The 26544-nt window shown below is 38.3% G+C and carries 20 protein-coding genes, 1 tRNA gene and 1 pseudogene; 4 read left to right on the top strand and 18 right to left on the bottom strand.

The annotated features are described in order from the left end of the window. Positions 1-25: 25 nt before the first annotated feature. The 3 genes from tsf to ACFIM8_RS06485 form a co-directional block, all read right to left on the bottom strand. The gene (tsf, locus tag ACFIM8_RS06495; protein ID WP_375607216.1) at positions 26-949 is read right to left on the bottom strand and encodes a translation elongation factor Ts; all 924 of its coding nucleotides are present in this window, start codon (positions 947-949) and stop codon (positions 26-28) included. Positions 950-1051: 102 nt separating this feature from the next. Then, positions 1052-1831: a 30S ribosomal protein S2 gene (gene rpsB, locus ACFIM8_RS06490; protein ID WP_375607217.1), complete on the bottom strand. Its 780-nt coding sequence runs from the start codon at positions 1829-1831 to the stop codon at positions 1052-1054. Between the two features lie 167 nt (positions 1832-1998). Beyond that, a complete protein-coding gene (locus ACFIM8_RS06485) occupies positions 1999-2835 on the bottom strand; it encodes a cell envelope integrity EipB family protein (protein ID WP_375614672.1) in 837 nt (278 codons plus the stop codon). Positions 2836-2980: 145 nt separating this feature from the next. Between ACFIM8_RS06485 and ACFIM8_RS06480 the strand changes: the two genes are divergently transcribed. Continuing rightward, entirely contained in the window at positions 2981-3442 is a 462-nt protein-coding gene (locus ACFIM8_RS06480; RefSeq protein ID WP_375607219.1) for a RidA family protein, read from the top strand. Between the two features lie 134 nt (positions 3443-3576). Then, positions 3577-3999 carry an HIT family protein gene (locus tag ACFIM8_RS06475; protein WP_375607220.1) on the top strand — a complete coding sequence of 141 codons (423 nt, stop codon included), beginning with the start codon at positions 3577-3579 and terminating at the stop codon, positions 3997-3999. Between the two features lie 7 nt (positions 4000-4006). Here the strand turns inward: ACFIM8_RS06475 and clpA are convergent, their stop codons facing one another. Further along, positions 4007-6358, bottom strand: a complete 2352-nt coding sequence (gene clpA, locus ACFIM8_RS06470) for an ATP-dependent Clp protease ATP-binding subunit ClpA (RefSeq protein WP_375614671.1) — start codon at positions 6356-6358, stop codon at positions 4007-4009. 6 nt (positions 6359-6364) lie between these two features. Next, a complete protein-coding gene (clpS, locus tag ACFIM8_RS06465; RefSeq protein ID WP_375607222.1) occupies positions 6365-6736 on the bottom strand; it encodes an ATP-dependent Clp protease adapter ClpS in 372 nt (123 codons plus the stop codon). A 234-nt stretch (positions 6737-6970) separates the two neighbouring features. On the opposite strand from clpS, the gene ACFIM8_RS06460 reads away from it, so the two are divergent. Together ACFIM8_RS06460 and ACFIM8_RS06455 are read left to right on the top strand one after the other, a co-directional pair. Continuing rightward, positions 6971-8320 (top strand): D-alanyl-D-alanine carboxypeptidase, encoded by a 1350-nt coding sequence (locus ACFIM8_RS06460; protein WP_375607223.1) that lies wholly within the window; start codon positions 6971-6973, stop codon positions 8318-8320. Between the two features lie 32 nt (positions 8321-8352). Next, on the top strand, positions 8353-8631 hold the full coding sequence (locus tag ACFIM8_RS06455) for a hypothetical protein (protein WP_273790659.1): 279 nt from the start codon (positions 8353-8355) through the stop codon (positions 8629-8631). Between the two features lie 1756 nt (positions 8632-10387). Here ACFIM8_RS06455 and ACFIM8_RS06450 read toward each other — a convergent pair. The 13 genes and pseudogenes from ACFIM8_RS06450 to ACFIM8_RS06390 form a co-directional block, all read right to left on the bottom strand. Then, positions 10388-11779, bottom strand: a complete 1392-nt coding sequence (locus tag ACFIM8_RS06450) for an L-serine ammonia-lyase (RefSeq protein ID WP_375607224.1) — start codon at positions 11777-11779, stop codon at positions 10388-10390. Positions 11780-12121: 342 nt separating this feature from the next. Further along, positions 12122-12811, bottom strand: a complete 690-nt coding sequence (locus ACFIM8_RS06445) for a nitroreductase (protein WP_375607225.1) — start codon at positions 12809-12811, stop codon at positions 12122-12124. 228 nt (positions 12812-13039) lie between these two features. Then, positions 13040-13219 (bottom strand): hypothetical protein, encoded by a 180-nt coding sequence (locus ACFIM8_RS06440; protein ID WP_375607226.1) that lies wholly within the window; start codon positions 13217-13219, stop codon positions 13040-13042. Positions 13220-13936: 717 nt separating this feature from the next. Beyond that, the gene (rpoC, locus tag ACFIM8_RS06435) at positions 13937-18148 is read right to left on the bottom strand and encodes a DNA-directed RNA polymerase subunit beta' (RefSeq protein WP_375607227.1); all 4212 of its coding nucleotides are present in this window, start codon (positions 18146-18148) and stop codon (positions 13937-13939) included. Positions 18149-18320: 172 nt separating this feature from the next. Beyond that, positions 18321-22469 carry a DNA-directed RNA polymerase subunit beta gene (gene rpoB / locus ACFIM8_RS06430; RefSeq protein WP_375614670.1) on the bottom strand — a complete coding sequence of 1383 codons (4149 nt, stop codon included), beginning with the start codon at positions 22467-22469 and terminating at the stop codon, positions 18321-18323. A 289-nt stretch (positions 22470-22758) separates the two neighbouring features. Continuing rightward, a complete protein-coding gene (gene rplL, locus ACFIM8_RS06425; RefSeq protein WP_012755028.1) occupies positions 22759-23130 on the bottom strand; it encodes a 50S ribosomal protein L7/L12 in 372 nt (123 codons plus the stop codon). A gap of 101 nt (positions 23131-23231) precedes the next feature. Beyond that, a complete protein-coding gene (gene rplJ, locus ACFIM8_RS06420) occupies positions 23232-23750 on the bottom strand; it encodes a 50S ribosomal protein L10 (protein WP_375607229.1) in 519 nt (172 codons plus the stop codon). A 354-nt stretch (positions 23751-24104) separates the two neighbouring features. Further along, positions 24105-24809 (bottom strand): 50S ribosomal protein L1, encoded by a 705-nt coding sequence (rplA, locus tag ACFIM8_RS06415; protein WP_375607230.1) that lies wholly within the window; start codon positions 24807-24809, stop codon positions 24105-24107. 4 nt (positions 24810-24813) lie between these two features. Then, the gene (rplK, locus tag ACFIM8_RS06410) at positions 24814-25242 is read right to left on the bottom strand and encodes a 50S ribosomal protein L11 (RefSeq protein WP_273723157.1); all 429 of its coding nucleotides are present in this window, start codon (positions 25240-25242) and stop codon (positions 24814-24816) included. Between the two features lie 150 nt (positions 25243-25392). After that, positions 25393-25923: a transcription termination/antitermination protein NusG gene (gene nusG, locus ACFIM8_RS06405; RefSeq protein WP_273790740.1), complete on the bottom strand. Its 531-nt coding sequence runs from the start codon at positions 25921-25923 to the stop codon at positions 25393-25395. A gap of 20 nt (positions 25924-25943) precedes the next feature. After that, complete coding sequence (gene secE / locus ACFIM8_RS06400; protein ID WP_273790652.1) at positions 25944-26156, bottom strand: preprotein translocase subunit SecE; 213 nt, start codon at positions 26154-26156, stop codon at positions 25944-25946. 200 nt (positions 26157-26356) lie between these two features. Continuing rightward, positions 26357-26432, bottom strand: a tRNA-Trp gene (locus ACFIM8_RS06395). Between the two features lie 47 nt (positions 26433-26479). Further along, positions 26480-26544 (bottom strand): annotated as a pseudogene (locus ACFIM8_RS06390) (elongation factor Tu); the annotation flags it as partial.

Genomic DNA, 26544 nt, shown 5'->3' with positions numbered 1-26544 from the left:
ATCTCTGATCAAGAGTTTGCAATAACTAGCCTTTTACAGCAGCAGCAACCTCTGCAGCAAAATCAGACTCCTCTTTTTCTACACCTTCACCTAGTGCAAAACGAATAAAGCCTGTGATTTTTGCTGGTGCACCAATTGATTTCTCAGCGTCCTTTAAAGCTGCCTCAACAGTCATATCAGGATTCATAACAAAAGCCTGTGAAAGCAAAACAACCTCTTCAAAAAATTTACGCATACGCCCTTCTACCATTTTTTCAATGATATTTTCAGGCTTTCCAGACTGACGTGCTTGATCTGAAAAAATTGCTTTTTCACGTTCAACAGCAGAAGCATCAACACCTTGTGCTGTAAGTGCTAATGGATTGGTTGCCGCAATATGCATTGCGACCTGCCGACCAAAAGCAAGAGCAGCCTCTTTATTTCCTGTTGTCTCAATCGCAACCAAAACACCAAGTTTTCCAAGCCCATCAGCCACACTATTGTGTATATAAGTCGCAACAACACCATTCTCAACAGACAATTTAGCGGAACGACGAAATGTCATATTTTCGCCAATTGTGCCAATTGCATCTTTAATTGTAAGCTCTACAGTCTTCTCAGAACCTGGATAAAGAGAAACAGAAACAGATTCAACATCCCCTGACGTATCTAAGGCAGCAGTTGCTACTTTACGCACGATGTCTTGGAATCCATCATTGCGTGCAACAAAATCTGTTTCAGAATTAATCTCAACCAAAACTGCATGTGAATCTTTTGATACGACTCCGATTAATCCCTCAGCTGCTGTACGACCAGCCTTTTTATCTGCTTTAGCTATTCCTTTTTTACGAAGCCAATCAACAGCAGCTTCCATATCACCATTGGTCTCTGCTAGGGCGGCTTTACAGTCCATCATACCAGCGCCAGATAGTTCTCGAAGTTCTTTTACTTGTGCAGCAGTAATGCTCATATTTGCCTCTTTATTTTGTAACAGTGAAAGCGTGCAAAATCCCTCTGCACGCCTATAACTTCTTCTTTAGACAATAAAAGTACCTTAGTTAGGCATTTTATATTATTCAGAAACCTCTGAAACTGCATTTTCTTCCAAAATAGGCTCCATAGGTGCATCAACTTGAGCTCCTAAATCGATACCCATTGCTCCTTGCTGGCGTGCAATACCATCAAGAGCAGCACGGGCAAAAAGATCGCAATAAAGAGAAATTGCACGTGAAGCATCGTCATTACCTGGTATTGGATGTGTCACGTCATCGGGATCACAATTGGTATCAATAATAGCAATTACAGGAATACCCAAACGCTTTGCTTCTTGGAGTGCAATATTTTCTTTATTTGTATCGATAACAAATATAAGATCTGGAACAGAACCCATATCTTTAATACCACCAAGCGCACGATTAAGCTTTTCACGATCACGTTCGAGATTTAAACGTTCTTTTTTGGTAAAGCCTTGTGCTTCAGCGGCAAGAATTTTGTCAAGCTTACGCAAACGATGTATTGAATTGGAAATCGTTTTCCAATTTGTGAGCATGCCACCAAGCCAACGCGCATTAACGTAATATTGAGCAGAACGATTGGCCGCATCAGCGATAATGTCAGATGCTTGTCGTTTCGTACCAACAAAGAGAATACGACCACCACGCGCTACAGTATCTGAAACAAGTTTAAGTGCTTGATGTAAAAGTGGAACGGTCTGAGCAAGGTCAATAATATGGATATTATTACGCTGACCATAAATATAGGGAGTCATTTTGGGATTCCAGCGATGAGTCTGGTGACCAAAATGCACACCGGCTTCTAAAAGCTGGTGCATAGTAAAATCGGGTAGTGCCATAAATCTTATCCTTTCCGGTTCAACCTCCGCGGAAAAAGCAGGAAGACCTGCTACCGGCGGATGCTTGCTAGAAGTTTCTCACAGATCATTTGCAAACACCCAGACTCCGCGTGTGGAATAGCGCAAACATACTAATATTTGATTCTTTTTCAAGTTATTTTCTTTAATCATTTAATATTTGCATTTTCACATTGATTAAGATCTTTTCCAAGTTCCAAGAATTCGAGACTGTTCAATTTTGCACGCACTGAAAAAGTTCCATAATCTATATGAAGATCTCGCATGACACCATTCTCATGTAAGAGAAAACTGCTACGATAAACCGGCAAACCATCTTTATTTTCTCCATCATCAAAATAAGAAATTGTAACAGGCCAATATTCTTCTTCATCCAATTTTCTTACTTTTTCCGTTTCGCTATCAGATAAAAGCGTTTTCTTTTCCCCTATGACGATACTTTCTTTTATAACTTTATCTGCTTTATTTGTCCCATCAAATACAGTAACATTGTAAAAATGATCTCCTGCTTTTGCATGGCGGATAATATTTTTTAGTTGCATCATTGGAAATTCAGCCATTGCAAGCTTATACTCTTTTCCCTTTGGCTTTTTTAAGGTAACTGTAATACCATCTTGCGTACGCTCCGCAACCCCCTCGGCACGATGCACAACCTCTTCTCCCTCTTGATCTGTAATATTAAAACGAAATATACGGCTGTCTCCTGTTTCATAACTCGTCGTCTGTTGATCCGTCAAACGTACTGGCATATCTTCAATGTGAACACGGCTAATGAAACGAAAACGTGTGCTATAGCCCTGGCATGCCGAACCAGTGAGCTCGTAAACCATTCGTCCTGACATCGCAGAAATTGTCATTTCATGAGAAACACTATCGAGATGAAAATCATAAATTGCTCGATGAGGCACAATAAAAATGGGCTCTTCAGCTCTCGCAGTACATAAAAAAACAATATATAAAATTATTATAAATAATGATCTAATCATTCCCAACTTCCGAACTTTATCCCCGTTGCATAACATCATACAATAAGGCAAAAAAGGCTAATTTCTCAATTAACCACACATTTTCTTAAATCAAAAAATAGATTATGCAATGAATATATTATAAAGCAGCTATGGAGTTAAAATTATGACCAATATGATTGAAAAAAACTTAGAAAAATTCGGAATCACTCTTCCTGAAGTAATCTCCCCCCTTGCCAATTACATCACCACTTCACAAAGTGGCAATCAACTCTTTATTTCTGGACAACTCCCTCTTATTAATGGAAAACCTATAGCTATCGGTAAAGTTGGTGCAACTGTGAATACCGAACAAGCCCAAAAAGCATCTGAAGCTTGCGCTCTCAATATTCTCGCGCAACTCAAGGCAACTCTGGGTGACTTAAATAAAATAAAACGTGTGGTCAAAATTACTGTTTTTGTGGCTGTAGATTCTCATTTTACCGATATTCCTTTTGTTGCCAATGGAGCTTCTAATTTATTCGTCAATATCCTTGGTGAAATTGGAAAACACGCCCGTTCTGCTATTGGTGTTGCCTCTCTTCCTATGGATGTTCCTGTAGAAGTTGAAGCCATCATAGAAATTTAAACCTTCATTAAGACAGTGCATTATCCTAAATATAACTGAAGTCAAAGTACTTCTTTGTCTTACACTCTGATAAACCTTGCATTTTTTCGTTTTTAAATTAGAATCTTAAACTTACGATAAAAGGAAATATTTGTATGAAACAAGCTTATGACAATAATAATATTTTTGCTAAATTGATTCGCAATGAAATCCCTTCTGTTCGTGTCTACGAAGATGATGATGTTATTGGATTTATGGATATCATGCCACAGGCACCAGGTCATACGCTGGTCATTCCTAAAAAAGGCTCTAGAAACTTACTTGATGCAGATCCTGAAACATTATTTCCTGTTATTAAAGCTGTTCAAAAAATTGCAAATGCTGTCAAAAAAGCCTTTCAAGCAGATGGCATAACTGTCATGCAATTTAATGAAGCAGCTAGTCAACAAACCGTCTATCACCTTCATTTTCATATTATACCACGTATGGAGGGAATAGAGCTTACCCCTCATAATGATATGGTAACGCCTCCAGAAATACTTGAAGAGAATGCAAAAAAAATCCGTGCAGCTTTATAACACACCTTTAAGTTGTTGTGCTTTTTTTTCCTACACGTTTTTTTGTAAAGTTTTCCATTTTACTTTTCTTTGAACTTACAGATATATCGGAAGATGAAATTTCTAACTGTAAGCTTTCTTTTTTACCATTTGATTTTTGTGTCAATACGCGAACGGTACCACCATTGCGTAACTTTCCAAATAAAATTTCATCAGCTAATGGCTTTTTAATATATTCTTGTATAACACGCCCTAATGGGCGTGCTCCCATCTGAGAATCATATCCTTTATTAGAAAGCCATAAAGTTGCAGAAGGGCTTAACTCAAAACAAATTCCCCGATCAGCTAATTGTGCTTCAAGCTGAAAAATAAATTTTTGCACTATCTGATTGATGATTAAATGAGATAAAGGTGCAAACGGAATAATTGCATCTAACCGATTACGAAATTCTGGTGTAAAGAGTCGATTGATTGCTTCTATATCCTCACCATCACGATGTACTTTCCCAAATCCAATAGCTGATTTTGCCATATCTGAAGCACCAGCATTGGTTGTCATAATCAAAATAACATTGCGGAAATCAATTTTCTTACCATTATGGTCTGTTAATCTACCATAATCCATTACCTGCAATAAAATATTAAATAACTCTGGATGCGCTTTCTCAATCTCATCTAGCAATAGAACTGCGTGAGGTTTCTGATCAACGGCATCTGTAAGGAGACCTCCTTGATCAAACCCTATATAACCTGGAGGTGCTCCGATTAAACGTGCTATCGTATGCCGTTCCATATATTCTGACATATCAAAACGCAATAATTCAATGCCTAAAGATGATGCAAGCTGTTTTGCAACTTCAGTTTTTCCTACACCTGTTGGTCCTGAAAATAAATAACTTCCTATTGGTTTATCCGGTTCGCGTAAACCTGCTCGCGCCAATTTTATGGATGAAACTAAGACGGAAATTGCCTGATCTTGACCATAAACAACATGTTTGAGTTCTCTTTCAAGCTTACTCAGTATCTTCTGATCATTCCGAGAAACTGTTTTTGGTGGAATTCTTGCAATTGTAGCAACAGTCGCTTCAATTTCTTTAACACCTATACTCTTCTTGCGTTGTTTTTGTGGCAAAAGCTTTTGCGCTGCTCCACTTTCATCAATAATATCAATTGCTTTGTCAGGTAACCTACGGTCAATTATATAACGTGAAGATAATTCTACAGATGCCTTCATCGCCTGATCTGTATATTTAATCTGATGAAAATCTTCAAAATAAGGCTTCATCCCCTGCAAAATCTTAATCGCATCTGTAACAGAAGGTTCATTAATATCAATCTTCTGAAAACGACGCTCTAAAGCACGATCTTGTTCAAAGAATTTGCGATATTCTCTGTAAGTCGTCGAACCAATACATCGCATAGTTCCAGAAGATAATACAGGTTTCAAAAGATTTGCTGCATCCATATTTCCCCCTAATGTCGCTCCTGCTCCAATTAAGGTATGAATTTCATCAATAAATAAAATAGCATCTGGATATAGCTCAAACTCTTTAATAACTTGCTTTAAGCGTTCTTCAAAATCACCGCGATAACGTGTACCAGCAACAAGCCCCCCCATATCAAGAGAAAATATTGTTGCATTTGATAAAACTTCAGGCACCTGCCCATCAACAATGCGCTTTGCCAATCCCTCAATTATAGCGGTTTTCCCCACTCCAGGATCACCAACCAAAAGCGGATTATTTTTTGACCTTCGACATAAAATCTGAATCATGCGTGAAATTTCTATTTCACGGCCAATTAATAAATCAATTTTCCCATTACGTGCTTTACAATTGAGATCAACACAATAACTCGTTAAAGCACTTGTTACCCTTTCATTATTGTCCGAAATCTGCTGATCTAATTGCTCTTCAAGTCCTTCAAGTAACATGGATAACCCATCATCACGCGTGACACCCTGTGAAATAAAACGTACAGCATCATAGCGTGTCATTCCCATCTCTTGAAGAAAATATGCTGCATGGCTTTCACGTTCAGAAAAAATTGCAACAAGAACATTTGCCCCCGATACTTCATCTTTTCCAGCCGATTGTGCATGAATCACCGCACGTTGGATAACACGCTGGAAAAAAGCTGTAGGCTTTGTATCCTCATCAGCTCTAATCTGTTCATCTAACTCTGAGCGAAGATAATTGGTTAAGCGCTCTCGCAATTCCTCCACATCTACTTGGCAAGCCTGAATAACGGAATTTGCATCGGCATCATCTAACAGCGCAAGTAGAAGATGCTCTAGTGTTGCATATTCATGGCGTGCTTGAGTAGCAATTGTTAATGCACGATGCAAAACCTCTTCAAGACTAGGTGTAAAAGATGGCATAGCTCCTCACTTCCATTCCATTACACATTGTAACGGATGTTCATTTTGACGCGCACATTCCCTCACTTGTAATATTTTCATTTCAGCGACTTCATAAGTATAAGTCCCACATTCTCCTATCCCATTGTGATGAACATTTAACATTATCCGCGTTGCCTCTTCGAAACTTTTTTTAAAAAAGTTCTTCAAAACGAAAACAACAAAATCCATAGGTGTGTAATCATCATTAAGCAAAAAAACGCGACATAATTTAGGTTTTTCAAGTTTTTCTCTAGCCTTAGGCATTATAACCGCACCATGCCTACCTTCATCCCAATTCTTGCCCTTTTCATTATGCATAATACGAGCTATAGAGTTTATTATGAGCATCTGTCCCATTATCGTTTTCCATGCAGCACATTTTTATTAATTTTAAATTCTTTCATAACTATTGCAATACCTGTTTGTATTAGAAAAAAAATTTCCTCTATGGTTAGACTTCAATCGCTCACTCATAAAATAACTTCTGTAAACAAATTAGTAATACCATTCGTCTAAACTGCATCAATAAATTACAGAAAAGGAAGCTTTATAGAAGTTTTTTAGGATAAATGGAGAAATAGGATACTGCAAGTGTATATTAATTATCAAAAAATTATGCGCTACTGTAAAACAATAGCAATTTCTTTTGTTATGTTAGCTTTTTCTTACTGTTGGGCATCCGCCACACCTCAAGGGGCCTATCCTGATAAGTATGCGGCTATTGTTATAGATGCTACTACGGGAAAAACTCTATTTCAAGCCAATGCAACACTGAAACGTTATCCTGCTTCTTTAACAAAAATGATGACATTGTACCTCCTCTTTGAAGCTATGCAGATGCGTCGTGTGACACCAAATACACCAATTCCTGTTTCACATTATGCAGCAATGCGTCCACCGACAAAAATTGGATTTAAAGCAGGCCAAACAATTTCTGCAGAATCAGCAGCTAAAGCACTCATTACAAGATCCGCAAATGATGTTGCTGCTGCCATTGCAGAATATCTTGGAGGTAGTGAAAAAAAATTCGCTCAAATGATGACAGTAAAAGCCCGTAAACTTGGCATGAAACATACACATTTTGCAAATGCTTCAGGACTTCCGGATGTGCACAATTATTCTACAGCACGAGATATAGCGACTTTATCATTAGCTTTACGTAAACATTTTCCCAAACAATATAAATTGTTCAAAACAAAAAGTTTTAATTTCCGTGGACATAAAATTAACAGCCACAATAAACTTGTTAAAATAATGAAAGGTGTCGATGGAATTAAAACAGGCTACACACAAATGTCAGGTTCTAATTTAGCAACTTCGATGCGTCTTGAGGGGCGCTCTATTGTCGCTGTTGTTATGGGAGGTAAATCATCTACTGCACGTGACGAGCATATGGCTAGCTTATTGAATCAATATTTGCCCAAAGCAAGCCAAATGAAAAGTGGTGAACGTTTAATAGCTTCTGTACGCTATCACTTACCCACTGGGGCCAATACTCCTATACCGACCATTAAAGCTGATTCAAGTAATTTTGACGATGAAATTTCGACTATGTTGACAGCATTTGCAGAACAACCTAAAAACTCCAATATCGCAATAACGGCTGTAAATAAGGTAATTATACCAATACCGAATCCTCAAAAAACTATACCAGCTGAGACTCATAAAATTGTAACAGTCTCTTTGTCCGAAAATGCCGGATGGGCTATCCAAATTGGTTCTCTTCCTAGTGAAGAACAAGCAAAAACTCTACTTTTAAAAGCAAAAAATATAGCTTTTTCTACTTTAAAGCATGCATCTTCACACATGCAACTGTTTGAAAAAAGTGGGCGGCGTTATTACCGAGCACGCTTTACAGGGTTTCAATCAAAAAAAGCTGCATTTGATGCTTGCTCTACATTAAAGAAAGCAAATTTTAACTGCTATACTGTAGCCTACTAAAAATTTTTGAATTCTGCGTTAAGGATAGTATTATGACAGATAATGCTTTTGCTTCATTCCATAAAAAAGAAATTTTATTGAAGCAATCATCCCTCCTTTCATTGCGTTCTCTTCACGATGCTGCCGCAAAACTTACTGGTTTAAAATATAATTCGACAGCATTAGATACACAGTCTCTTGTTAACCTTCTCATTTGCCAAACAATGCGCAACCGTCGTCTCATAATGCCTCCTGTACGCATTCATTTACGCGTTGCGAGCCAAACTGGTAATGTGCCTATTAAAATCCGTTTAGGAGCAACAAATATTTAATTCTACAGACCCTCTCTAAAAAATTATTTTATTATTAACCATTATCTACAGCCTTAGAAAACCTTTTGATAAACATACTTTTTTCTTAAATTGTTGAATTTTTCTGACAGCTTTTCCAACTATCCAATATCTCCAAGCTTTTAATAAAAACATTGTTAATGACATAAAAATACCCAATATTTTTCCACTTTTTGGATTTAATATAAAAAATTGTCCTTGATATCTTTCTGGAAAAAATGAATAGCTTCATTAGATGAAAGCTTATCATTTGATGGGATTATTGTAAAAGTTCAATAAAGAAAATCTCTCTTAATAACGCTCCCCATACAACATAAACGCTGTAAAAAAACAATCTCACTCCTCTTACTTGTATTTATGTCAAAAGGCACAGAAAATTGGAAAATACAAATACTATCGATGAAAAAACGTAAACAAATTATCAGATTAAATATTATAATAACGATTTCCATAAGATTTTAATTTATAATTATAATTTATTTTTTGCATATTGAATAAGAGATTTTCGTAAAATGCTCTTATTCTACTTCTTATATTGAATCAGTCAAAATCGCTCGCTTGCTCATCACGAGAAAAATTGGCATATAAACTATTTAAAAAAGGATGATAGTGCTGGTTTTCTCCCTTTATAAATAAAAATGCTAATACTCTATAGATTTTATACCATCCATGGAAAACTTACATTATATTATTCATATGCAAGATACTGATTTATAAAAATAATTAATTATTTTGCATGTTAGATGAGAATCTCGAATATCGTAAGATTCTCTCATTAAAAATCTGTTTATGTTGAATCAATCAAAACCGTCTCTTGCATGTTATGAGCGAGATTAGTGTGTAGCGTGAAACTGTACCAAAAAGACTAAAAATGCCTATAATGAACCGTTTCAAATGCCAAGAGCTTTGTCCCTGTACAGAGGGGCGGCTCTGGCAAAGTGTGCAACCATGCCAGCGTACTCTTTTTATTAAGCATAAAGATGGGGACAGCTCAATGGATTTACTGTTATATCATTCACAGGTGCCATCGTGAAATGAGCTTGGGAGCGTTGAGAGATATTTTTTTAAAACGAACTCACGAACGCGTAACACGATAATGTTCTATTGTGTGCATTCTATTCTCATGAGAATTTTTATAAATATTTCTTAATGTATACGTTATTATTTATTTTAATTTTTTTGTCGGTAAAAAATTTATAAATAAAAAAGATATTTCCAATATATCTCTTAATTATTGTAAATTAGTGTTTTTTTTCAAGGCATTTTTTACCATACTAGGTAGAAAAAACTTCACTTTTAAAAAATTAAAGTCTTTAAAACTCTACTCTCTTCATCATAATTATTCAGATTTAAAACAAATTTTCCTTGGATACTCAGGCATAATCTTCCATTACTTAAAAGATATATGGCTATGGAAACTTTTTAAAGCCATAAAACCCAGCTAAAAATAATGGCAGATTGATCACTAACTTTACTTTACGCTTTCTTATTTTTTCCAAATTACACTTTTTCCCCACTTTAGAGACAAATCAAACAGATGCACAACACTCTCCCCTCCAAGCTTGCATGCAACACCTATTATTCGTTAAGAAAACACTGAATGATCTCAGATTTATTTCAAACTACTGCTGCATTAAAGTGGAACTTTGATTTATAAGGAACAAAAAACATAAGCTTTATTAGGAAATACGATCTCTCTCCCAAAAGTCCAGTTATGGATTGAAAAATGTTCCAGCTCTTAACAAGATATCGCATTGACTGCAAGACCGCCTTTACTTGTCTCTTTATAGCGTTCACTCATATCATGACCAGTCTGGCGCATTGTTTCTATACAAGCATCAAGAGAAACAAAATGATCTCCATTACCATGTAATGCAAGAGAAGAAGCCGTTACCGCCTTAACAGCCCCCATTGCATTACGCTCAATACAAGGAACTTGTACAAGACCTGCAACAGGATCACACGTCATTCCTAAATGATGTTCAAGCGCAATTTCCGCTGCATTTTCAATTTGAGCTGGTGTTCCACCTAACGCTGCGGTCAACCCTGCTGCGGCCATTGAAGATGCCGTTCCAACTTCACCTTGACACCCAACTTCTGCACCAGAAATAGAGGCATTATGTTTGATAACACCGCCTATAGCTGCTGCCGTTAATAGAAAATTATGTATTCCCTCTCGATCTGAATCATCATTAAACTGAAGATAATAACGCAAAACGGCTGGGACGATACCGGCTGCTCCATTTGTTGGTGCTGTAACAATACGACCACCTGCTGCATTTTCTTCATTGACTGCTATAGCATATACCGAAAGCCAATCATTTGCAAAAAGTGGATAATTGCAATTTTTCTTTTGATTTTCCAAAAGTGTATCATGCAGTTTTTTAGCACGCCTTGGAATACGTAATCCACCAGGCAACTCACCTTCTTGTGAAAGACCTCTATTAATGCAATTTGTCATCGCTGAAAAAATTTCATCAAGCCCAGCATCAAGAGAAGAACGCTCTATTTTTATTTCTTCATTTAAGCGTTTCATTTCAGCAATTGAAAATCCTGATTTTTCTGCCATTGATAACATTGTACGAGCAGAATCAAATGGATATGGCACCTCAGACACTTCTGATTCTATATTACCATTCATGTGTCTTAATTCATCCTCAGTTACAACAAAGCCACCACCAATAGAATAATAAATCTGCCGCAAAAGAACATTCCCATCAGTATCAAGCCCTTCAAATGCTAGTCCATTCGTATGACCAGGGAGAATTTCCTTTCGTTCAAAAATAAGATCACGTTGCAAATCAAACTGATAAACGGGATGGCCTTCTGGTTGCACTTTTTTTTCACGTATAACTTTTTCTAACAGGAATCCCATGCTATCAGGATCAACAGTAGACGCTTTTTCTCCTAAAAGTCCTAATATGATAGCTCTATCTGTCGCATGACCAATACCTGTGAAAGCTAAAGAACCATAAAGATAAACACGTATACGAGAAACTTGGTTATCAGATAACTGAGAAAAATCTCGTATCCTTTGCAAAAACATATTAGCCGCTGTCATCGGCCCCATCGTATGTGAGCTAGAAGGACCAATACCAATTTTAAAAAGTTCAAAAACAGATAAAAACACGAACCACCTCAAAACTCCAATATGGTCTGAGTATACGCTTTTCTATAACGTTTGTCCTGTTTAAAATCAAATTGCGAGATAGAGTAAAAAAATGATAGCAATAAACACGAATGTTGCTCGTCTTGCTACCACCCAACACCCTCTTTCTATAGTGCTTTCCATTAGCCAACCTTCAAAACGAACAATGCCCTTAGAGTCATCACTCTCTTAATGTTTCGAACGTAGTAAAATAAGTGTTAATATGCAACATCATAATTTAATAAGAATGAAAAAATTCTACCAAGCATATTTTTCATAATGCACCAAGTTCTTCAAAGTATATGCTTAATGATATAAAATATTTTATGGACATGCTTCGATGAAACGTACAAAGTTTTCTAACGGTTCTCGTTCTGTCTCAAAATTGTTTTCTGGAGCACTCATATCGCGATAACCAAGTGCCATACCACAGATAATATTCCGATCAGAAGGTACAGATAAAAGCGTACGAATTTGTTTATGATAATCAGCAAAAGCTGCTTGGGGACAGGTATCCAATCCAAATCCACGTGCTGCTAACATAATGGTCTGCATAAACATACCCAAATCAAGCCAACTCCCTATTTCCATGTCGTGATCCATTGTAAATAAGAGTCCTACAGGTGCATCAAAAAATAAAAAATTTCGTGCTTTTTGATGAAGCATTTTTTCTTCATCTCCTTTTTGAATTCCAAGACTCTGATAAAGATCCAAACCAACTTTTCGACGCCTTGAAATATAAGGCTCACGCCACTGACGTGGATAATAACTATATTCACGCTCTCCTTTTACACCTGAAAGCACAAGTTGTGAAAGCTCTTGCCCTACTTTCTGTAATACACTTCCTGTAAGCACAATCACTTGCCATGGCTGAATATTTGTTCCAGATGGTGCACGTGCTGCAAGTTTTAAGATTTCTTTGATTGTTTCCAAACTAACTGGCTGATCAGTAAAAGCGCGAATTGACTTTCGTGACAATATAGATTGAAAAACACTCATAGGAGAAACTGTCATTGTTTTTACTTTCTTTATGAAAAATAGTTTTTTCTTATCAAGGATAATATACTGCGAAAATACCTTTGCAGCTTTTTCAAACACTCTATTTCTTTAAATGACTTACACATTTCACGCAGTGGTAAATATTCCCCTTAGAGATAGTATAATCTATCTCTTTTAAGAGAAAGAAATTTGTCTAAAAGAAGACAAAATAAATTTATAATCAATGTCTAACCACCAACTCCGCTAAGCTCTCAAAAAACTCTCCTCAATTCGTTCTAAATCCTGTAGAAGATCATCAACATCATGCTGCATCTGCTTTAAATCAGTTCGTTTTTTATGAATTCCTGCAATTAATTTCTTAAGCTTTTTCTCATTATCAGGTGGTTTTCCAACCATTGTCAAAATATCAGATATTTCAGACAACGAAAATTTAACTCTTTTAGTACACAGGATTTGTTTTAACTTATGACGACCCGTTTATGTATAAAGCCGTGTATTTGCAAACCGAAAAGGGATAAGAAATCCCTCTTCTTCATAGCAAAGTTCGAGCTATTATTGAAAACTCACGTGTTAATTTTCCAATTGAATAATATTCGTACATTTTATTATTCTGTCTTTATAGATCACATTGTTATAAGAAATATGTCTATTTTTTATAAAACTTAGTGAGCACCTTAATCTCTAATTTTCTGCATTCTACTTTAGAAGAAAATACATTCACAAACATTGTATAGTAGAGAATCAATTATTTTTATATTACAGAAAGACTATTGATCTTTCATTATAAGTCCTTTTAAATCTTTATAGAAGATATCAATCAGAAATTTTCCTAAAATTCAAAATCAATCATTATTTGATTTGTAGATAATCAACTCTTTTCCTTGAATATGTTTTTTGAGTTTCACATACTTGGGAAAAAACTTTCTATACTGCCTTCAGAAATAAGAAAACTTTAAAATGAAGCAACAAGAAAGATAAGCATCATTACAAAACAATAAGCTACTAAAGATGTTAAAAATAACTATCGCCTTATAATTTTTGATATTTTTCAAGAGAATATACAACTTCTGCATTTCGAAATAAGAAAACGTCTGAACTTTCTATTCAGACGTTTTTTTATTATGTGATGTTGTATTTAAATTATTCAGCAACAGCCCCGGTTGTCATATTTGTCAACATAGCCTTAGCCACTTCGTTATTACTAGACTTACGCTGCTCATCTACAATCAAATCATCACGAACTGCAGCAATACGACGGATTTGAGAAATTGTACCACCCGTACCTGCTGGAATAAGACGACCGACAATAACGTTCTCTTTAAGTCCTTGCAAAGTATCAATTTTACCAGAAACTGCTGCTTCAGTAAGAACACGTGTTGTTTCCTGAAACGATGCCGCCGAAATGAAAGAAGGCGTTTGAAGAGAAGCTTTTGTAATTCCAAGAAGAATGGGATTACCAGATGCAGGTTTCTTCCCTTCTGCAATCAAATTATCATTGATTTCATCAAGTTCAATACGATCAACATTATCACCTGGAATATAACCAGAATCTCCAGATTCAGTAATTTCAACTTTTTGCAACATTTGACGAACAATCACTTCAATGTGCTTATCATTAATAAGAACTCCCTGCAAACGATAAACCTCCTGAATCTCATTAACAAGATAAGATGCCAAAGCCTCAACTCCCTTAATCGCCAAGATGTCATGAGGTGCTGGATTCCCATCAAGGATATAATCCCCCTTTTCAATTTGATCGCCTTCTTGGAAGTGGAACAACTTACCTTTTGGAATCAAGTATTCTACTGCCTCAAGAGTTTCATCATTTGGTTCAATAATGATACGACGTTTATTCTTATAACCACGGCCAAACCGAATTGTACCACTAACTTCAGCAATAATCGCATGATCCTTTGGACGGCGCGCTTCAAAAAGCTCAGCCACACGAGGAAGACCACCCGTAATATCTTTCGTTTTGGCACTTTCCATTGGCAAACGAGCAATAACATCACCAGCCTTAACATGAGCACCAAGTTCAACAGAAAGAATAGTTTCCACTGACATCATATAACGGGCTTCACCTCCCTTATACAATTTAGCAATAGATTCACCTTCTTTATCCGTGTGAATAATAATGGCTGGTTTAAGATCCGCACCACGTGGATTAGCGCGCCAATCAATCACCAAACGCTTCGTAATACCCGTAGATTCATCAGCTGTTTCAGTGACAGATAAACCATCAATCATATCTTCAAAACCCACATAGCCTTCAACTTCCGTTAAAATTGGACGTGTATAAGGATCCCATTCTGCTATACGTTGGCCACGTTTAACCACATCACCATCATCAACAAAAATATGAGCACCATAGCTAACACGATGTACAACGCGCTCTTTTCCTAACTCATCCTTGATAAGGATAGCCATATTACGCCCCATAACAACCAAATGGCCTTCAGAGTTACGAACCACATTACGATTACGAATTTCCACCTTACCTTCATAAGATGCCTCTAAATACGATGAATCCACAACCTGCGCAGTTCCTCCTAAGTGGAAAGTACGCATAGTAAGCTGTGTTCCCGGCTCACCAATGGATTGAGCAGCAATAACACCAACGGCTTCTCCCTGATTAACAGGTGTTCCACGCGCCAAATCACGACCATAGCATTTTGCACAAACACCAAGACGTGTTTCACATGTTAATGCAGAACGAATTTGAACAGATTGAATCCCAGCTGCTTCAATCTTCGCAACATCAGCTTCCTCAATCATTGCTCCACCTTCAAGGATAACCTTTCCAGAGACAGGATGTAGAATATCAACAAGCGCTGTACGACCAAGAATTCTTTGCCCAAGGGAGGCAACAATTTGTCCTGCATCAACAATCGGCTGCATGGTAAGCCCTTTTGCGGTACCACAATCAACTGCTGAAATAATAGCATCCTGTGCAACATCAACAAGACGCCGTGTTAAATAACCAGAGTTCGCCGTCTTTAACGCAGTATCAGCAAGTCCTTTACGTGCACCATGCGTGGAATTGAAGTATTCATTAACAGTTAGACCTTCTTTAAAATTTGAAATAATGGGTGTTTCAATAATTTCACCCGATGGTTTTGCCATTAATCCACGCATACCGGCCAATTGTCTCATCTGGTTAGCAGAACCACGAGCACCAGAGTGCGACATCATATAGATCGAATTCATCGGTCGTTGACGACCTGTTTTAGGATCAAAATCGACGGCTTGAATACGTTTCATCATTTCATCTGCGACGCGATCTGTACATTTACCCCAAGCATCTACAACCTTATTGTATTTTTCACCTTGTGTAATCAAACCATCATTATATTGCTGTTCGTACTCCTTAGCCAAAGCTTCTGTTTCTGCAACTAAACGCGACTTACTATCAGGAATAACCATATCGTCCTTACCGAATGAAATTCCTGCACGACAAGCATAAGAAAAGCCAAGCTGCATAATACGGTCACAAAAAATAACCGTCTCTTTTTGTCCACAGTGCCGATAAACATGATCAATCATTTTAGAAATGTTCTTTTTCGTCATCTCTTGATTGACAATATCAAATGAGATATCCGCATTTCTTGGCAAAAGCTCACCGATAATCAAACGACCAGGTGTCGTATCATAAAGTTTAGAAACTTCTTTTCCATCCTTCCCCATATTCTTAACACGGCCTTTAATCTTCGTATGAAGCGTTACAACCTTATTTTCTAAAGCATAATGAAGCTCACCTATATCAGAAAAAGCCATTCCCTCACCTGGTTCTTTTTCAGAAACAATCGAAAGATAATAAAGACCAAGAACCATATCCTGTGATGGAACAATAATGGGAGCTCCATTAGCTGGATGAAGAATATTATTGGTTGACATCATTAAAACACGGGCTTCAAGCTGTGCTTCAAGAGAAAGCGGAACATGAACCGCCATCTGATCTCCATCAAAATCTGCATTAAAAGCAGTGCACACCAGCGGATGAAGCTGGATAGCTTTCCCTTCAATCAAGATAGGTTCAAAAGCCTGAATCCCCAAGCGGTGCAATGTTGGTGCACGATTGAGCAAAACAGGGTGTTCACGAATAACCTCATCCAAGATATCCCAAACTTCTGGATGTTCTTTTTCAACAAGCTTCTTTGCCTGCTTTACCGTTGATGAATAGCCTTTTGCATCAAGCCGCGCATAAATAAAAGGCTTAAATAATTCAAGAGCCATTTTTTTGGGAAGACCACATTGATGCAATTTTAATTCAGGACCCGTCACGATAACAGAACGCCCCGAGTAATCAACACGCTTCCCAAGTAAGTTCTGACGAAAACGTCCTTGCTTGCCCTTCAACATATCTGATAAAGACTTAAGAGGACGTTTATTGGCTCCAGTAATCACACGCCCACGCCGTCCATTATCAAACAATGCATCAACAGCTTCTTGTACCATACGCTTTTCATTGCGCACGATAATTCCAGGAGCACGCAATTCAATCAGCCGTTTCAAGCGGTTATTACGATTAATAACACGCCGATAAAGATCATTCAGATCTGATGTCGCAAAACGCCCACCATCAAGCGGAACCAATGGACGCAAATCCGGTGGAATAACCGGAATTGTTTTCATAATCATCCACTCTGGCTTATTTCCAGATTCAAGAAAATTTTCAACGATTTTAAGTCGTTTAATCAATTTTTTCTGCTTTAACTCTGAAGTTGTTTCAGCTAATTCAAGACGCAAATCATTAGCGATTTTATCTAACTCCATACTAGCTAAAAGCTCGTAAATAGCTTCAGCGCCAATCATAGCTGTAAACTGATCTTCTCCAAATTCATCAATAGCAAGCATATATTCTTCTTCAGAAAGAAGCTGATGGAGCTTAAGAGATGTCAATCCTGGTTCGGTTACAATATAATTCTCAAAATAAAGAACCCGTTCAATATCTTTTAAAGTTAAATCTAAAAGTGTAGAAATACGACCTGGTAATGATTTAAGAAACCATATATGCGCAACGGGTGCCGCAAGTTCAATATGCCCCATACGCTCACGACGTACGCGGGAAAGAGTAACCTCTACACCACACTTTTCACAAATAATGCCCTTATACTTCATGCGTTTATATTTGCCACATAGACATTCATAGTCCTTAATAGGGCCAAATATACGTGCACAAAAAAGACCATCACGCTCTGGTTTAAACGTCCGATAATTAATCGTCTCAGGCTTCTTAATCTCACCATACGACCAGGACAAAATTTTCTCAGGACTCGCAATAGAAATACGAATAGAGTCAAATGTCTGCGCTGGCGCTTGAGGATTGAAAAGATTCATGACCTCGTGGTTCATGCTGTTCTCCTTCAAAGATTCTTAGAACCTGTTGTAATATCTCATTTATTTTATAACAGATCTTCTTTAAAATACATTTACTTTTAAAAACAACCTGTATAGCCTTAATAAGGTTATTGAGCCTCTTAAAGTAATAAGAGCGCAGCCTTTTTCTAGTGCGCTCCTTGAATTATTATTCTGTCGTATCAGACAATGCCCGCTGTGCAATAAGTTCACGCGCATCATCAAGCTCCACATTAAGAGCAAGTGAGCGCATTTCTTTTACCAACACATTAAAGCTTTCGGGTATACCTGCCTCAAATGTATCATCACCACGCACAATTGCCTCATAGACTTTTGTTCGACCAGCCACATCATCTGATTTTACTGTTAGCATCTCCTGCAAAGTGTATGCAGCACCATAAGCTTCAAGTGCCCAAACCTCCATTTCACCAAAACGCTGACCACCAAATTGTGCCTTACCTCCTAATGGCTGCTGCGTAACAAGTGAATAGGGACCAATAGAACGTGCATGAATCTTATCATCAACAAGGTGATGCAATTTCAACATGTAAATATATCCCACCGTTACTGGACGATCAAAAGGCTCCCCAGTACGACCATCATAAAGCGTAACCTGCCCTGAACTATCTAATCCTGCGTCTTCCAGCATCATGTTAATATCAGACTCATGTGCTCCATCAAAAACAGGCGTTGCAATTGAAACCCCTTTCTTCATCTGTAAAGCCAATTTGTAAAGGCTTTCATTATCATACTGACGAACTGGTTCATTATGATTATCATCAGGCATAAGATTTTCAATACGCTGACGCAAAGGAAGTATATCCCCAGTTTCTTGATATAACTCTAACAAATCGCCAATCTTCTTGCCCATCCCGGCACATGCCCAACCAAGGTGCGTCTCAAGAATTTGTCCAACATTCATACGACTAGGCACACCAAGTGGATTCAAGACGATATCAGCATGGGTCCCATCTTCAAGAAATGGCATATCTTCTACGGGAAGAATACGTGAAACAACACCCTTATTCCCGTGACGCCCCGCCATCTTATCACCTGGTTGGATTTTGCGTTTCACAGCCACAAAAACCTTCACCATTTTCATGACACCAGGAGGCATTTCATCACCTCTTTGGACTTTTTCAACTTTATCCATAAAGCGACGTTGTAATGCTTCTTTTGATTCATCATATTGTTTACGCAAAGCTTCAATTTCATTTTGAAGCTTTTCATCCTCAACAGCAAATTGCCACCACTGTGATCGTGGATAATGCCCCATTACTGTACTATCAAGCTTTTTACTACCCGAAAAGCCTTTCGGACCTTCTACAGCAACTTTACCTGTCAACATATCGGTAAGACGCGCATAAACATTGCGATCAAGAATCGACTGTTCATCATCTCGGTCTTTTGCTAAACGCTCAATTTCTTCACGCTCAATTGCCATCGCACGTTCATCTTTTTCCACGCCATGGCGATTAAAAACGCGAACTTCAACAACAGTACCAAAAGTCCCAGGAGGCATACGCATAGAAGTATCACGAACATCAGATGCCTTTTCTCCAAAGATTGCACGCAGAAGCTTTTCTTCCGGCGTCATGGGACTTTCACCTTTTGGGGTAATCTTTCCAACTAAAATATCACCTGGTTGAACTTCAGCACCAATATAAATAATGCCAGCTTCATCAAGGTTTCTTAACGCTTCTTCCGCAACATTAGGAATGTCGCGCGTAATTTCCTCAGGTCCAAGTTTTGTATCGCGTGCCGCAACTTCAAATTCCTCAATATGAATTGAAGTAAACACATCATCAGCAACAATGCGCTCGGATAACAAAATAGAATCTTCATAATTGTATCCATTCCAAGGCATAAATGCTACGAGAACATTCCGCCCAAGAGCTAAATCACCAAGATCCGTAGATGGACCATCTGCAATGATATCACCTTTCTCTACCCTATCACCAACATGTACAAGAGGACGCTGATTAATACAAGTGGACTGATTAGAACGCTGAAATTTCTGTAAACGGTAAATATCAACGCCTGATTTTGAAGGATCTAAATCTTCTGTTGCACGAATAACAATACGGGTAGCATCGACTTGATCAACAACACCACTACGTTTTGCACTCACAGCAGCTCCTGAATCGCGTGCAACAACGGATTCCATTCCCGTACCAACAAAGGGTGCCTCAGCGCGTACAAGAGGAACTGCCTGACGCTGCATGTTCGATCCCATCAACGCACGATTCGCATCATCATTTTCCAAAAATGGAATAAGCGCTGCTGCAACTGAAACCAACTGTTTTGGTGAAACATCCATCAAATCAACATGATCGCGTGGCGCCATTAAAACTTCACCTGCATGACGGCAAACAACAAACTCTTCTATAAAGCGGCCTTCACTATCTAATGAAGAATTAGCTTGAGCTACATAATGCTTTGCTTCTTCCATCGCAGAAAGATAAATAACTTCTTTTGTGACTTTACCATCAATAATTTTTCGATATGGGCTTTCAATAAAGCCATATTTGTTAACCCGAGCAAAGGTTGCTAAGGAGTTAATCAGACCAATATTCGGGCCTTCTGGTGTTTCAATCGGACAAATTCGACCATAATGCGTAGGATGGACGTCACGAACTTCAAAACCCGCACGTTCACGAGTCAAACCACCTGGACCAAGAGCAGAAAGACGGCGTTTATGGGTAATTTCTGACAATGGATTGGTTTGATCCATAAACTGAGACAATTGTGAAGACCCAAAAAATTCACGGACCGCTGCTGCCGCAGGCTTTGCATTAATCAAATCCTGTGGCATAACTGTATCAATTTCAACCGATGACATACGCTCTTTTATCGCACGCTCCATACGAAGAAGACCAATGCGATATTGATTTTCCATTAACTCCCCGACGGAACGAACACGACGGTTGCCAAGATTATCAATATCATCAATTTCACCACGTCCATCACGCAATTCAACCAACATCTTAACAACAGCAATAATATCCTCTTGGCGTAAAATGCGAACTGTGTCTGGACAATCAAGATCCATACGTAAATTCATCTTAACACGCCCGACAGCGGAAAGATCATAACGCTCTGGATCAAAAAACAATGAATGGAACATTGCTTCTGCTGTATCGATTGTTGGTGGTTCACCTGGACGCATCACCCGGTAAATATCAAATAACGCATCCTGCCGACTTTCATTTTTATCTACCTTCAAAGTATTGCGGATGTAAGCGCCAATATTCATGTGATCAATATCAAGAATATTGACTTGATCAGCACTAACATCGAGCAGAATTTTTAATACTTTTTCGTCAATTTCATCACCAGCTTCAAGGTAGATTTCACCTGTTTCGTAATTGACGATATCTTCGGCTAGATAACAACCTAATAAATCATCTTCACTAACTTTAACCGCTTTAAGTCCTTTTTCTACCAAAGACTTTGCAGTACGAACTGTTAATTTTTTACCAGCCTCCGCAACGACTTCACCACTATCTGCATCTATAAGATCAGAAATGAGCTTCATTCCTTTAAAGCGATCCACAGAATAAGGAACACGCCATCCTTCTCCATCACGCTCATAAGTCACTTTATCATAAAACGTCGATAAAATATCCGACGCATCCATACCTAATGCCATCAAAAGACTAGTAACAGGAATCTTGCGCCGTCGATCAATACGCGCATAAATGATATCTTTAGCATCAAACTCAATGTCAAGCCAAGAACCACGATATGGAATAACACGAGCAGCAAAAAGAAGCTTTCCTGATGAATGGGACTTTCCTTTATCATGGTCAAAAAAGACACCAGGAGAACGATGCATCTGAGAAACAATAACACGCTCCGTACCATTAACAATAAAGGTACCATTCGTCGTCATTAAAGGCATATCGCCCATATAAACGCCTTGCTCTTTAATATCTTTGATATCTTTGGAGCCAGTATCCTCATCAACATCAAAAACAATCAAACGCAATATGACCTTTAATGGGGCAGCATAAGTTAAATCACGTTGACGGCACTCTTCAACATCAAATTTTGGTAAATCAAATTCATAACCTACAAACTCAAGCATAGCTGTCCCGGAAAAATCTGAAATAGGAAAAACCGATTTAAAAACAGCTTGCAAACCTTCATCTGGTCGCCCACCTTTCGGTTCCTCAACCATGAGAAATTGATCGTATGAGGCTTTTTGAACCTCAATAAGATTCGGCATTTCTGCTACTTCAGGAATCTTACCAAAAAATTTCCGTACGCGCTTACGACCATTGAATTGAGACATCATTGCGTGAGTCTGAGCCATCGTCGCTCCTTGATCTTTACTGTTCAAGGTAGACCAACCTTGAAAGCCTTATACCATTAACCTGCATATGCAGACCAGTTCACTTGACACTCATAATGAGCATCATTAACTTTCCCCACCAACATAAGCCATTTATCTCTTTGACTCTATGATGAAGGGGGAAGTAATCCAAACCTATCCCATTCCTGTTACGAAACCATTGGGAAAAGGTTTTTTACTCATTATTTTCCCTCTTTGTATTAAGAGAAAGAAAATCGGCGAACATAAATGTTCGCCGATAAAATTAAATTTACTTAAGTTCAACTTTAGCACCAGCAGCTTCAAGTTGAGATTTAATTTTCTCTGCCTCTTCTTTAGAAGCACCTTCTTTAATAGGCTTGGGTGCTCCTTCAACCAGATCTTTAGCTTCTTTAAGACCAAGTCCAGTAAGGGCACGAACTTCTTTAATAACATTAATTTTTTGTGCGCCACCTTCAACAAGAATAACATCAAATTCTGTTTTTTCTTCAGCAGCTGGAGCAGCAGCACCAGCAACAGCAGCGACAGCTACAGGAGCAGCAGCCGAAACCCCCCACTTTTCTTCAAGTAACTTAGAAAGCTCAGCAGCTTCCAAAAGGGTTAGATTAGAAAGGTCTTCTACGATCTTCTCTAGATCAGCCATTTTTAAATTCCTTCAATTAAAAGATTTGAACCATTATTAAAACTTATCCAAAAAAACAGAAAAGCATTAAAGCTTTTCCATAAACATGAATACAAACAGCCTTAAGCCGCCTTATCCTCCTGAGCATATGCTCCAATGACACGCGCAACCTGACCAGCAGGGGCATTAACAACCTGTGCAATACGGGTCGCAGGGGTAGAAATCATACCCACAAGTTTTGCACGCAACTCGTTTAATGAAGGCAATGAAGCCAATGACTTCACAGCATCTACACTTAAACTTGTTGCACCCATTGAACCACCAAGGATGACAAATTTGTCATTGCTTTTCGCAAAATCAACAGCAACTTTTGGTGCTGTGATTGGATCTTCTGAATAAGCAATAAGTGTTTGTCCGGTAAACAAACCCACTATCGATTCAGATTCCGTGCCCTGAAGAGCGATTTTAGCAAGACGGTTTTTGGCGACCTTAACGGCACCGCCAGCTTCACCCATTTTCGAACGCAGATCATTCATCTGTGAAACTGTCAGACCGGAATAATGTGCAACAACAACAGAACCAGACTTCCGAAAAGCCTCGTTAAGCCATGTAACAAATTCGCGTTTTTCCGCTCTATTCACTGTCTCTCTCCATTTAACAGATTTGCTTAGAACAAACCTGTTGGTTACCTTTGATAACATAAAATACTTCATGTCACCGATGAGGATCCTGTCCCCTTTTTCACGCACAGCGTTCAAAGGCAACCTTGGCTCAAACCCTTTAAGTCTTTTAACTCTCAGTTTTTACCCCAGTCTCATGCAGGCTTTTTTGATTAAGATACTTAAAAGTATCACCTACAATCTCGGACAGGATATTCCGGAATTTCTTCCGGTACAACCTAAGCTCTATAAAGCTTAGATAGCTAGCTGATCAAAACCAGCATTTAAAATACAATTTTGATGTTCACATACCCCAAAACAAAATTATAAATCAGCTTATACTGTCTCTGAACGAACTGTTGCTGGATCAACTTTAACACCAATCCCCATAGTCGAAGAAACAGCAACGCGCTTAATATACTCACCTTTTGCACCTTGCGGCTTAGCTTTAATAACTGCACTTGCAAAGGCTTTTATATTTTCTACGATTTTTTCAACACCAAAAGAAGCCTTACCAATACCAGCATGCACAATACCGGCTTTTTCAACACGAAACTCAACAGCACCACCCTTAGACGCTTTGACAGCACCAGCAACATCAAGTGTTACAGTACCAACTTTGGGATTGGGCATCAAACTCCGTGGACCAAGAATCTTACCAAGACGACCAACAAGAGGCATCATGTCTGGTGTTGCAATACAACGATCAAAATCTATAGTCCCTCTATTAACGCTTTCAAATAAATCTTCGGCACCCACAATATCAGCTCCTGCCGCCTTAGCTTCCTCAGCCTTATCCCCACGAGCAAAAACGGCAACACGAATATTTCTTCCTGTTCCATTAGGCAAATGAGCAACACCTCGAACCATTTGATCAGCATGACGAGGATCAACACCCAAATTCATTGAAATTTCGATTGTTTCATCAAATTTAGCAACGGCACGCTCCTTAACCATTAAAACAGCATCTTTTAAAGCGTAAAGTTCACTAAAATCGATATCTTTTCGGATATTTTTTATTCTCTTTGCTACTTTTGCCATAATACTAGCCCACCACTTCCAAACCCATCGAGCGAGCAGAACCTTCAACCATACGCATCGCTGCCTCAATGTCATTTGCATTAAGATCTTTCATCTTTGATTCCGCAATCGAACGAATTTTATCGCGAGAAATGCTTCCTACAGACACTTTACCAGGCTCTTTTGAGCCAGATTTCAGGTTTGCTTCCTTCTTTAAAAAGAATGATACAGGAGGCGTCTTGAGAGAAAATGTGAAAGATTTATCTTGGTAATACGTAATAACAACTGGAATCGGTGCCCCCTTTTCCATTTCTTGTGTCGCTGCATTAAACGCCTTACAAAATTCCATGATATTAATACCACGCTGCCCAAGAGCTGGACCAATCGGTGGAGATGGAGTAGCAGCTCCTGCAGGGACCTGCAACTTAAGCTGACCTATACTTTTTTTTGCCATAACAATCTGCCTTTAATTTCACTGGTATACTGACAATTCATCTTGCCCGTCACCCGCTTGCAGTCACGTGGTTCGGATCATTAAGCCGACAAAAGCTATAAATCACCTCCCACTCCTTTCTTAAAGTAATAAAAACTACTCTAAGTTTAATCAGAGTTTTTCAACCTGACCAAATTCCAAATCAACAGGCGTAGGACGCCCAAAAATAAGCACTTCAACCTTAAGACGAGAGCGCTCTTCTTCAACCTCTTGAACAATTCCATTAAACGAAACAAAAGGACCATCAGCAACGCGAACTTGCTCTCCAACCTCAAACAATACAGAAGACTTTGGAGACTCAACCCTTTCCTGAACTTGTTTGAGAATTTGCTCAACCTCTCGATCAGAAATGGGAACAGGACGCGCATCCGATCCTAAAAAACCTGTCACTTTAGGCGTATTCTTAATAAGATGATAAACTTCATCTGTTAACTCAGCACGAACAAGAACATAACCAGGAAAAAATTTTCGCTCAGTATCAACTTTGCGTCCACGACGAACCTCTACAACACGCTCTGTTGGAACAAAAATCTTTTCAAAAAGATGATCAAGTCCCTTCTGCTTTGCCTCCTTATCAATAGCTTCCGCTACTTTCTTTTCAAAATTTGAATATGCCTGAACAATATACCAACGAGCTGCCACAGTCACACTTCCTTACATTCTCAACTAAAAAGATATTTCAGAAGATCAATAACCCGCCAAACACCAAAATGCATAACCTGATCCACAATAAAAAAGAAAGCTGAAGCCAATGCAGTTACCAACAAAACCATAATAGTAGAAATAACCGTCTCACGACGTGTAGGCCATTTCACTTTAATCGTTTCTGCATAAACCTGCTTCAAAAAGGTAATCGGATTGGTTTTAGATGCCATCGTCACACTATACTCTCTCTAGTCCTATTGTGTTTTATAGAACAAAATAAACAGAAAAAAAATGCAAAAGCCAACTTTCAGACTTATGCAATTTCCTTACTTTCTATTCAATACCGTTTCACACACAAAAAAACAAGCCCCATATCAAAAAAAGCGAAAAAGGCAGCAAAATCCACTCCCTTATATGTAAAATCCCCCTTTGGCAGGGGCAGCAGGACTTGAACCCGCGACCTGCGGTTTTGGAGACCGCCGCTCTACCAACTGAGCTATACCCCTAACTCTCAAAATTAAAATACTTTTAACACCCCTTTAACAAGCATTATTTATTCAATGATCTTAGAGACGATACCGGCACCAACAGTACGACCACCTTCACGAATAGCAAAAC

This window comes from Bartonella sp. AC535YNZD, assembly GCF_042196625.1.
Classification (GTDB): domain Bacteria; phylum Pseudomonadota; class Alphaproteobacteria; order Rhizobiales; family Rhizobiaceae; genus Bartonella.
The sequence above is the reverse complement of the archived record's forward strand: the minus strand, read 5'-3'. Positions and strand labels throughout refer to the sequence as shown.

Excerpts from the sequence above, each read along its gene's own strand:
- tsf (WP_375607216.1), bottom strand. The coding sequence starts at position 949 with ATGAGCATTACTGCTGCACAAGTAAAAGAACTTCGAGAACTATCTGGC.
- rpsB (WP_375607217.1), bottom strand. The coding sequence starts at position 1,831 with ATGGCACTACCCGATTTTACTATGCACCAGCTTTTAGAAGCCGGTGTG.
- ACFIM8_RS06485 (WP_375614672.1), bottom strand. The coding sequence starts at position 2,835 with ATGATTAGATCATTATTTATAATAATTTTATATATTGTTTTTTTATGT.
- ACFIM8_RS06480 (WP_375607219.1), top strand. The coding sequence starts at position 2,981 with ATGACCAATATGATTGAAAAAAACTTAGAAAAATTCGGAATCACTCTT.
- ACFIM8_RS06475 (WP_375607220.1), top strand. The coding sequence starts at position 3,577 with ATGAAACAAGCTTATGACAATAATAATATTTTTGCTAAATTGATTCGC.
- clpA (WP_375614671.1), bottom strand. The coding sequence starts at position 6,358 with ATGCCATCTTTTACACCTAGTCTTGAAGAGGTTTTGCATCGTGCATTA.
- clpS (WP_375607222.1), bottom strand. The coding sequence starts at position 6,736 with ATGGGACAGATGCTCATAATAAACTCTATAGCTCGTATTATGCATAAT.
- ACFIM8_RS06455 (WP_273790659.1), top strand. The coding sequence starts at position 8,353 with ATGACAGATAATGCTTTTGCTTCATTCCATAAAAAAGAAATTTTATTG.
- ACFIM8_RS06445 (WP_375607225.1), bottom strand. The coding sequence starts at position 12,811 with ATGACAGTTTCTCCTATGAGTGTTTTTCAATCTATATTGTCACGAAAG.
- rpoC (WP_375607227.1), bottom strand. The coding sequence starts at position 18,148 with ATGAACCACGAGGTCATGAATCTTTTCAATCCTCAAGCGCCAGCGCAG.
- rpoB (WP_375614670.1), bottom strand. The coding sequence starts at position 22,469 with ATGGCTCAGACTCACGCAATGATGTCTCAATTCAATGGTCGTAAGCGC.
- rplL (WP_012755028.1), bottom strand. The coding sequence starts at position 23,130 with ATGGCTGATCTAGAGAAGATCGTAGAAGACCTTTCTAATCTAACCCTT.
- rplA (WP_375607230.1), bottom strand. The coding sequence starts at position 24,809 with ATGGCAAAAGTAGCAAAGAGAATAAAAAATATCCGAAAAGATATCGAT.
- rplK (WP_273723157.1), bottom strand. The coding sequence starts at position 25,242 with ATGGCAAAAAAAAGTATAGGTCAGCTTAAGTTGCAGGTCCCTGCAGGA.
- secE (WP_273790652.1), bottom strand. The coding sequence starts at position 26,156 with ATGGCATCTAAAACCAATCCGATTACCTTTTTGAAGCAGGTTTATGCA.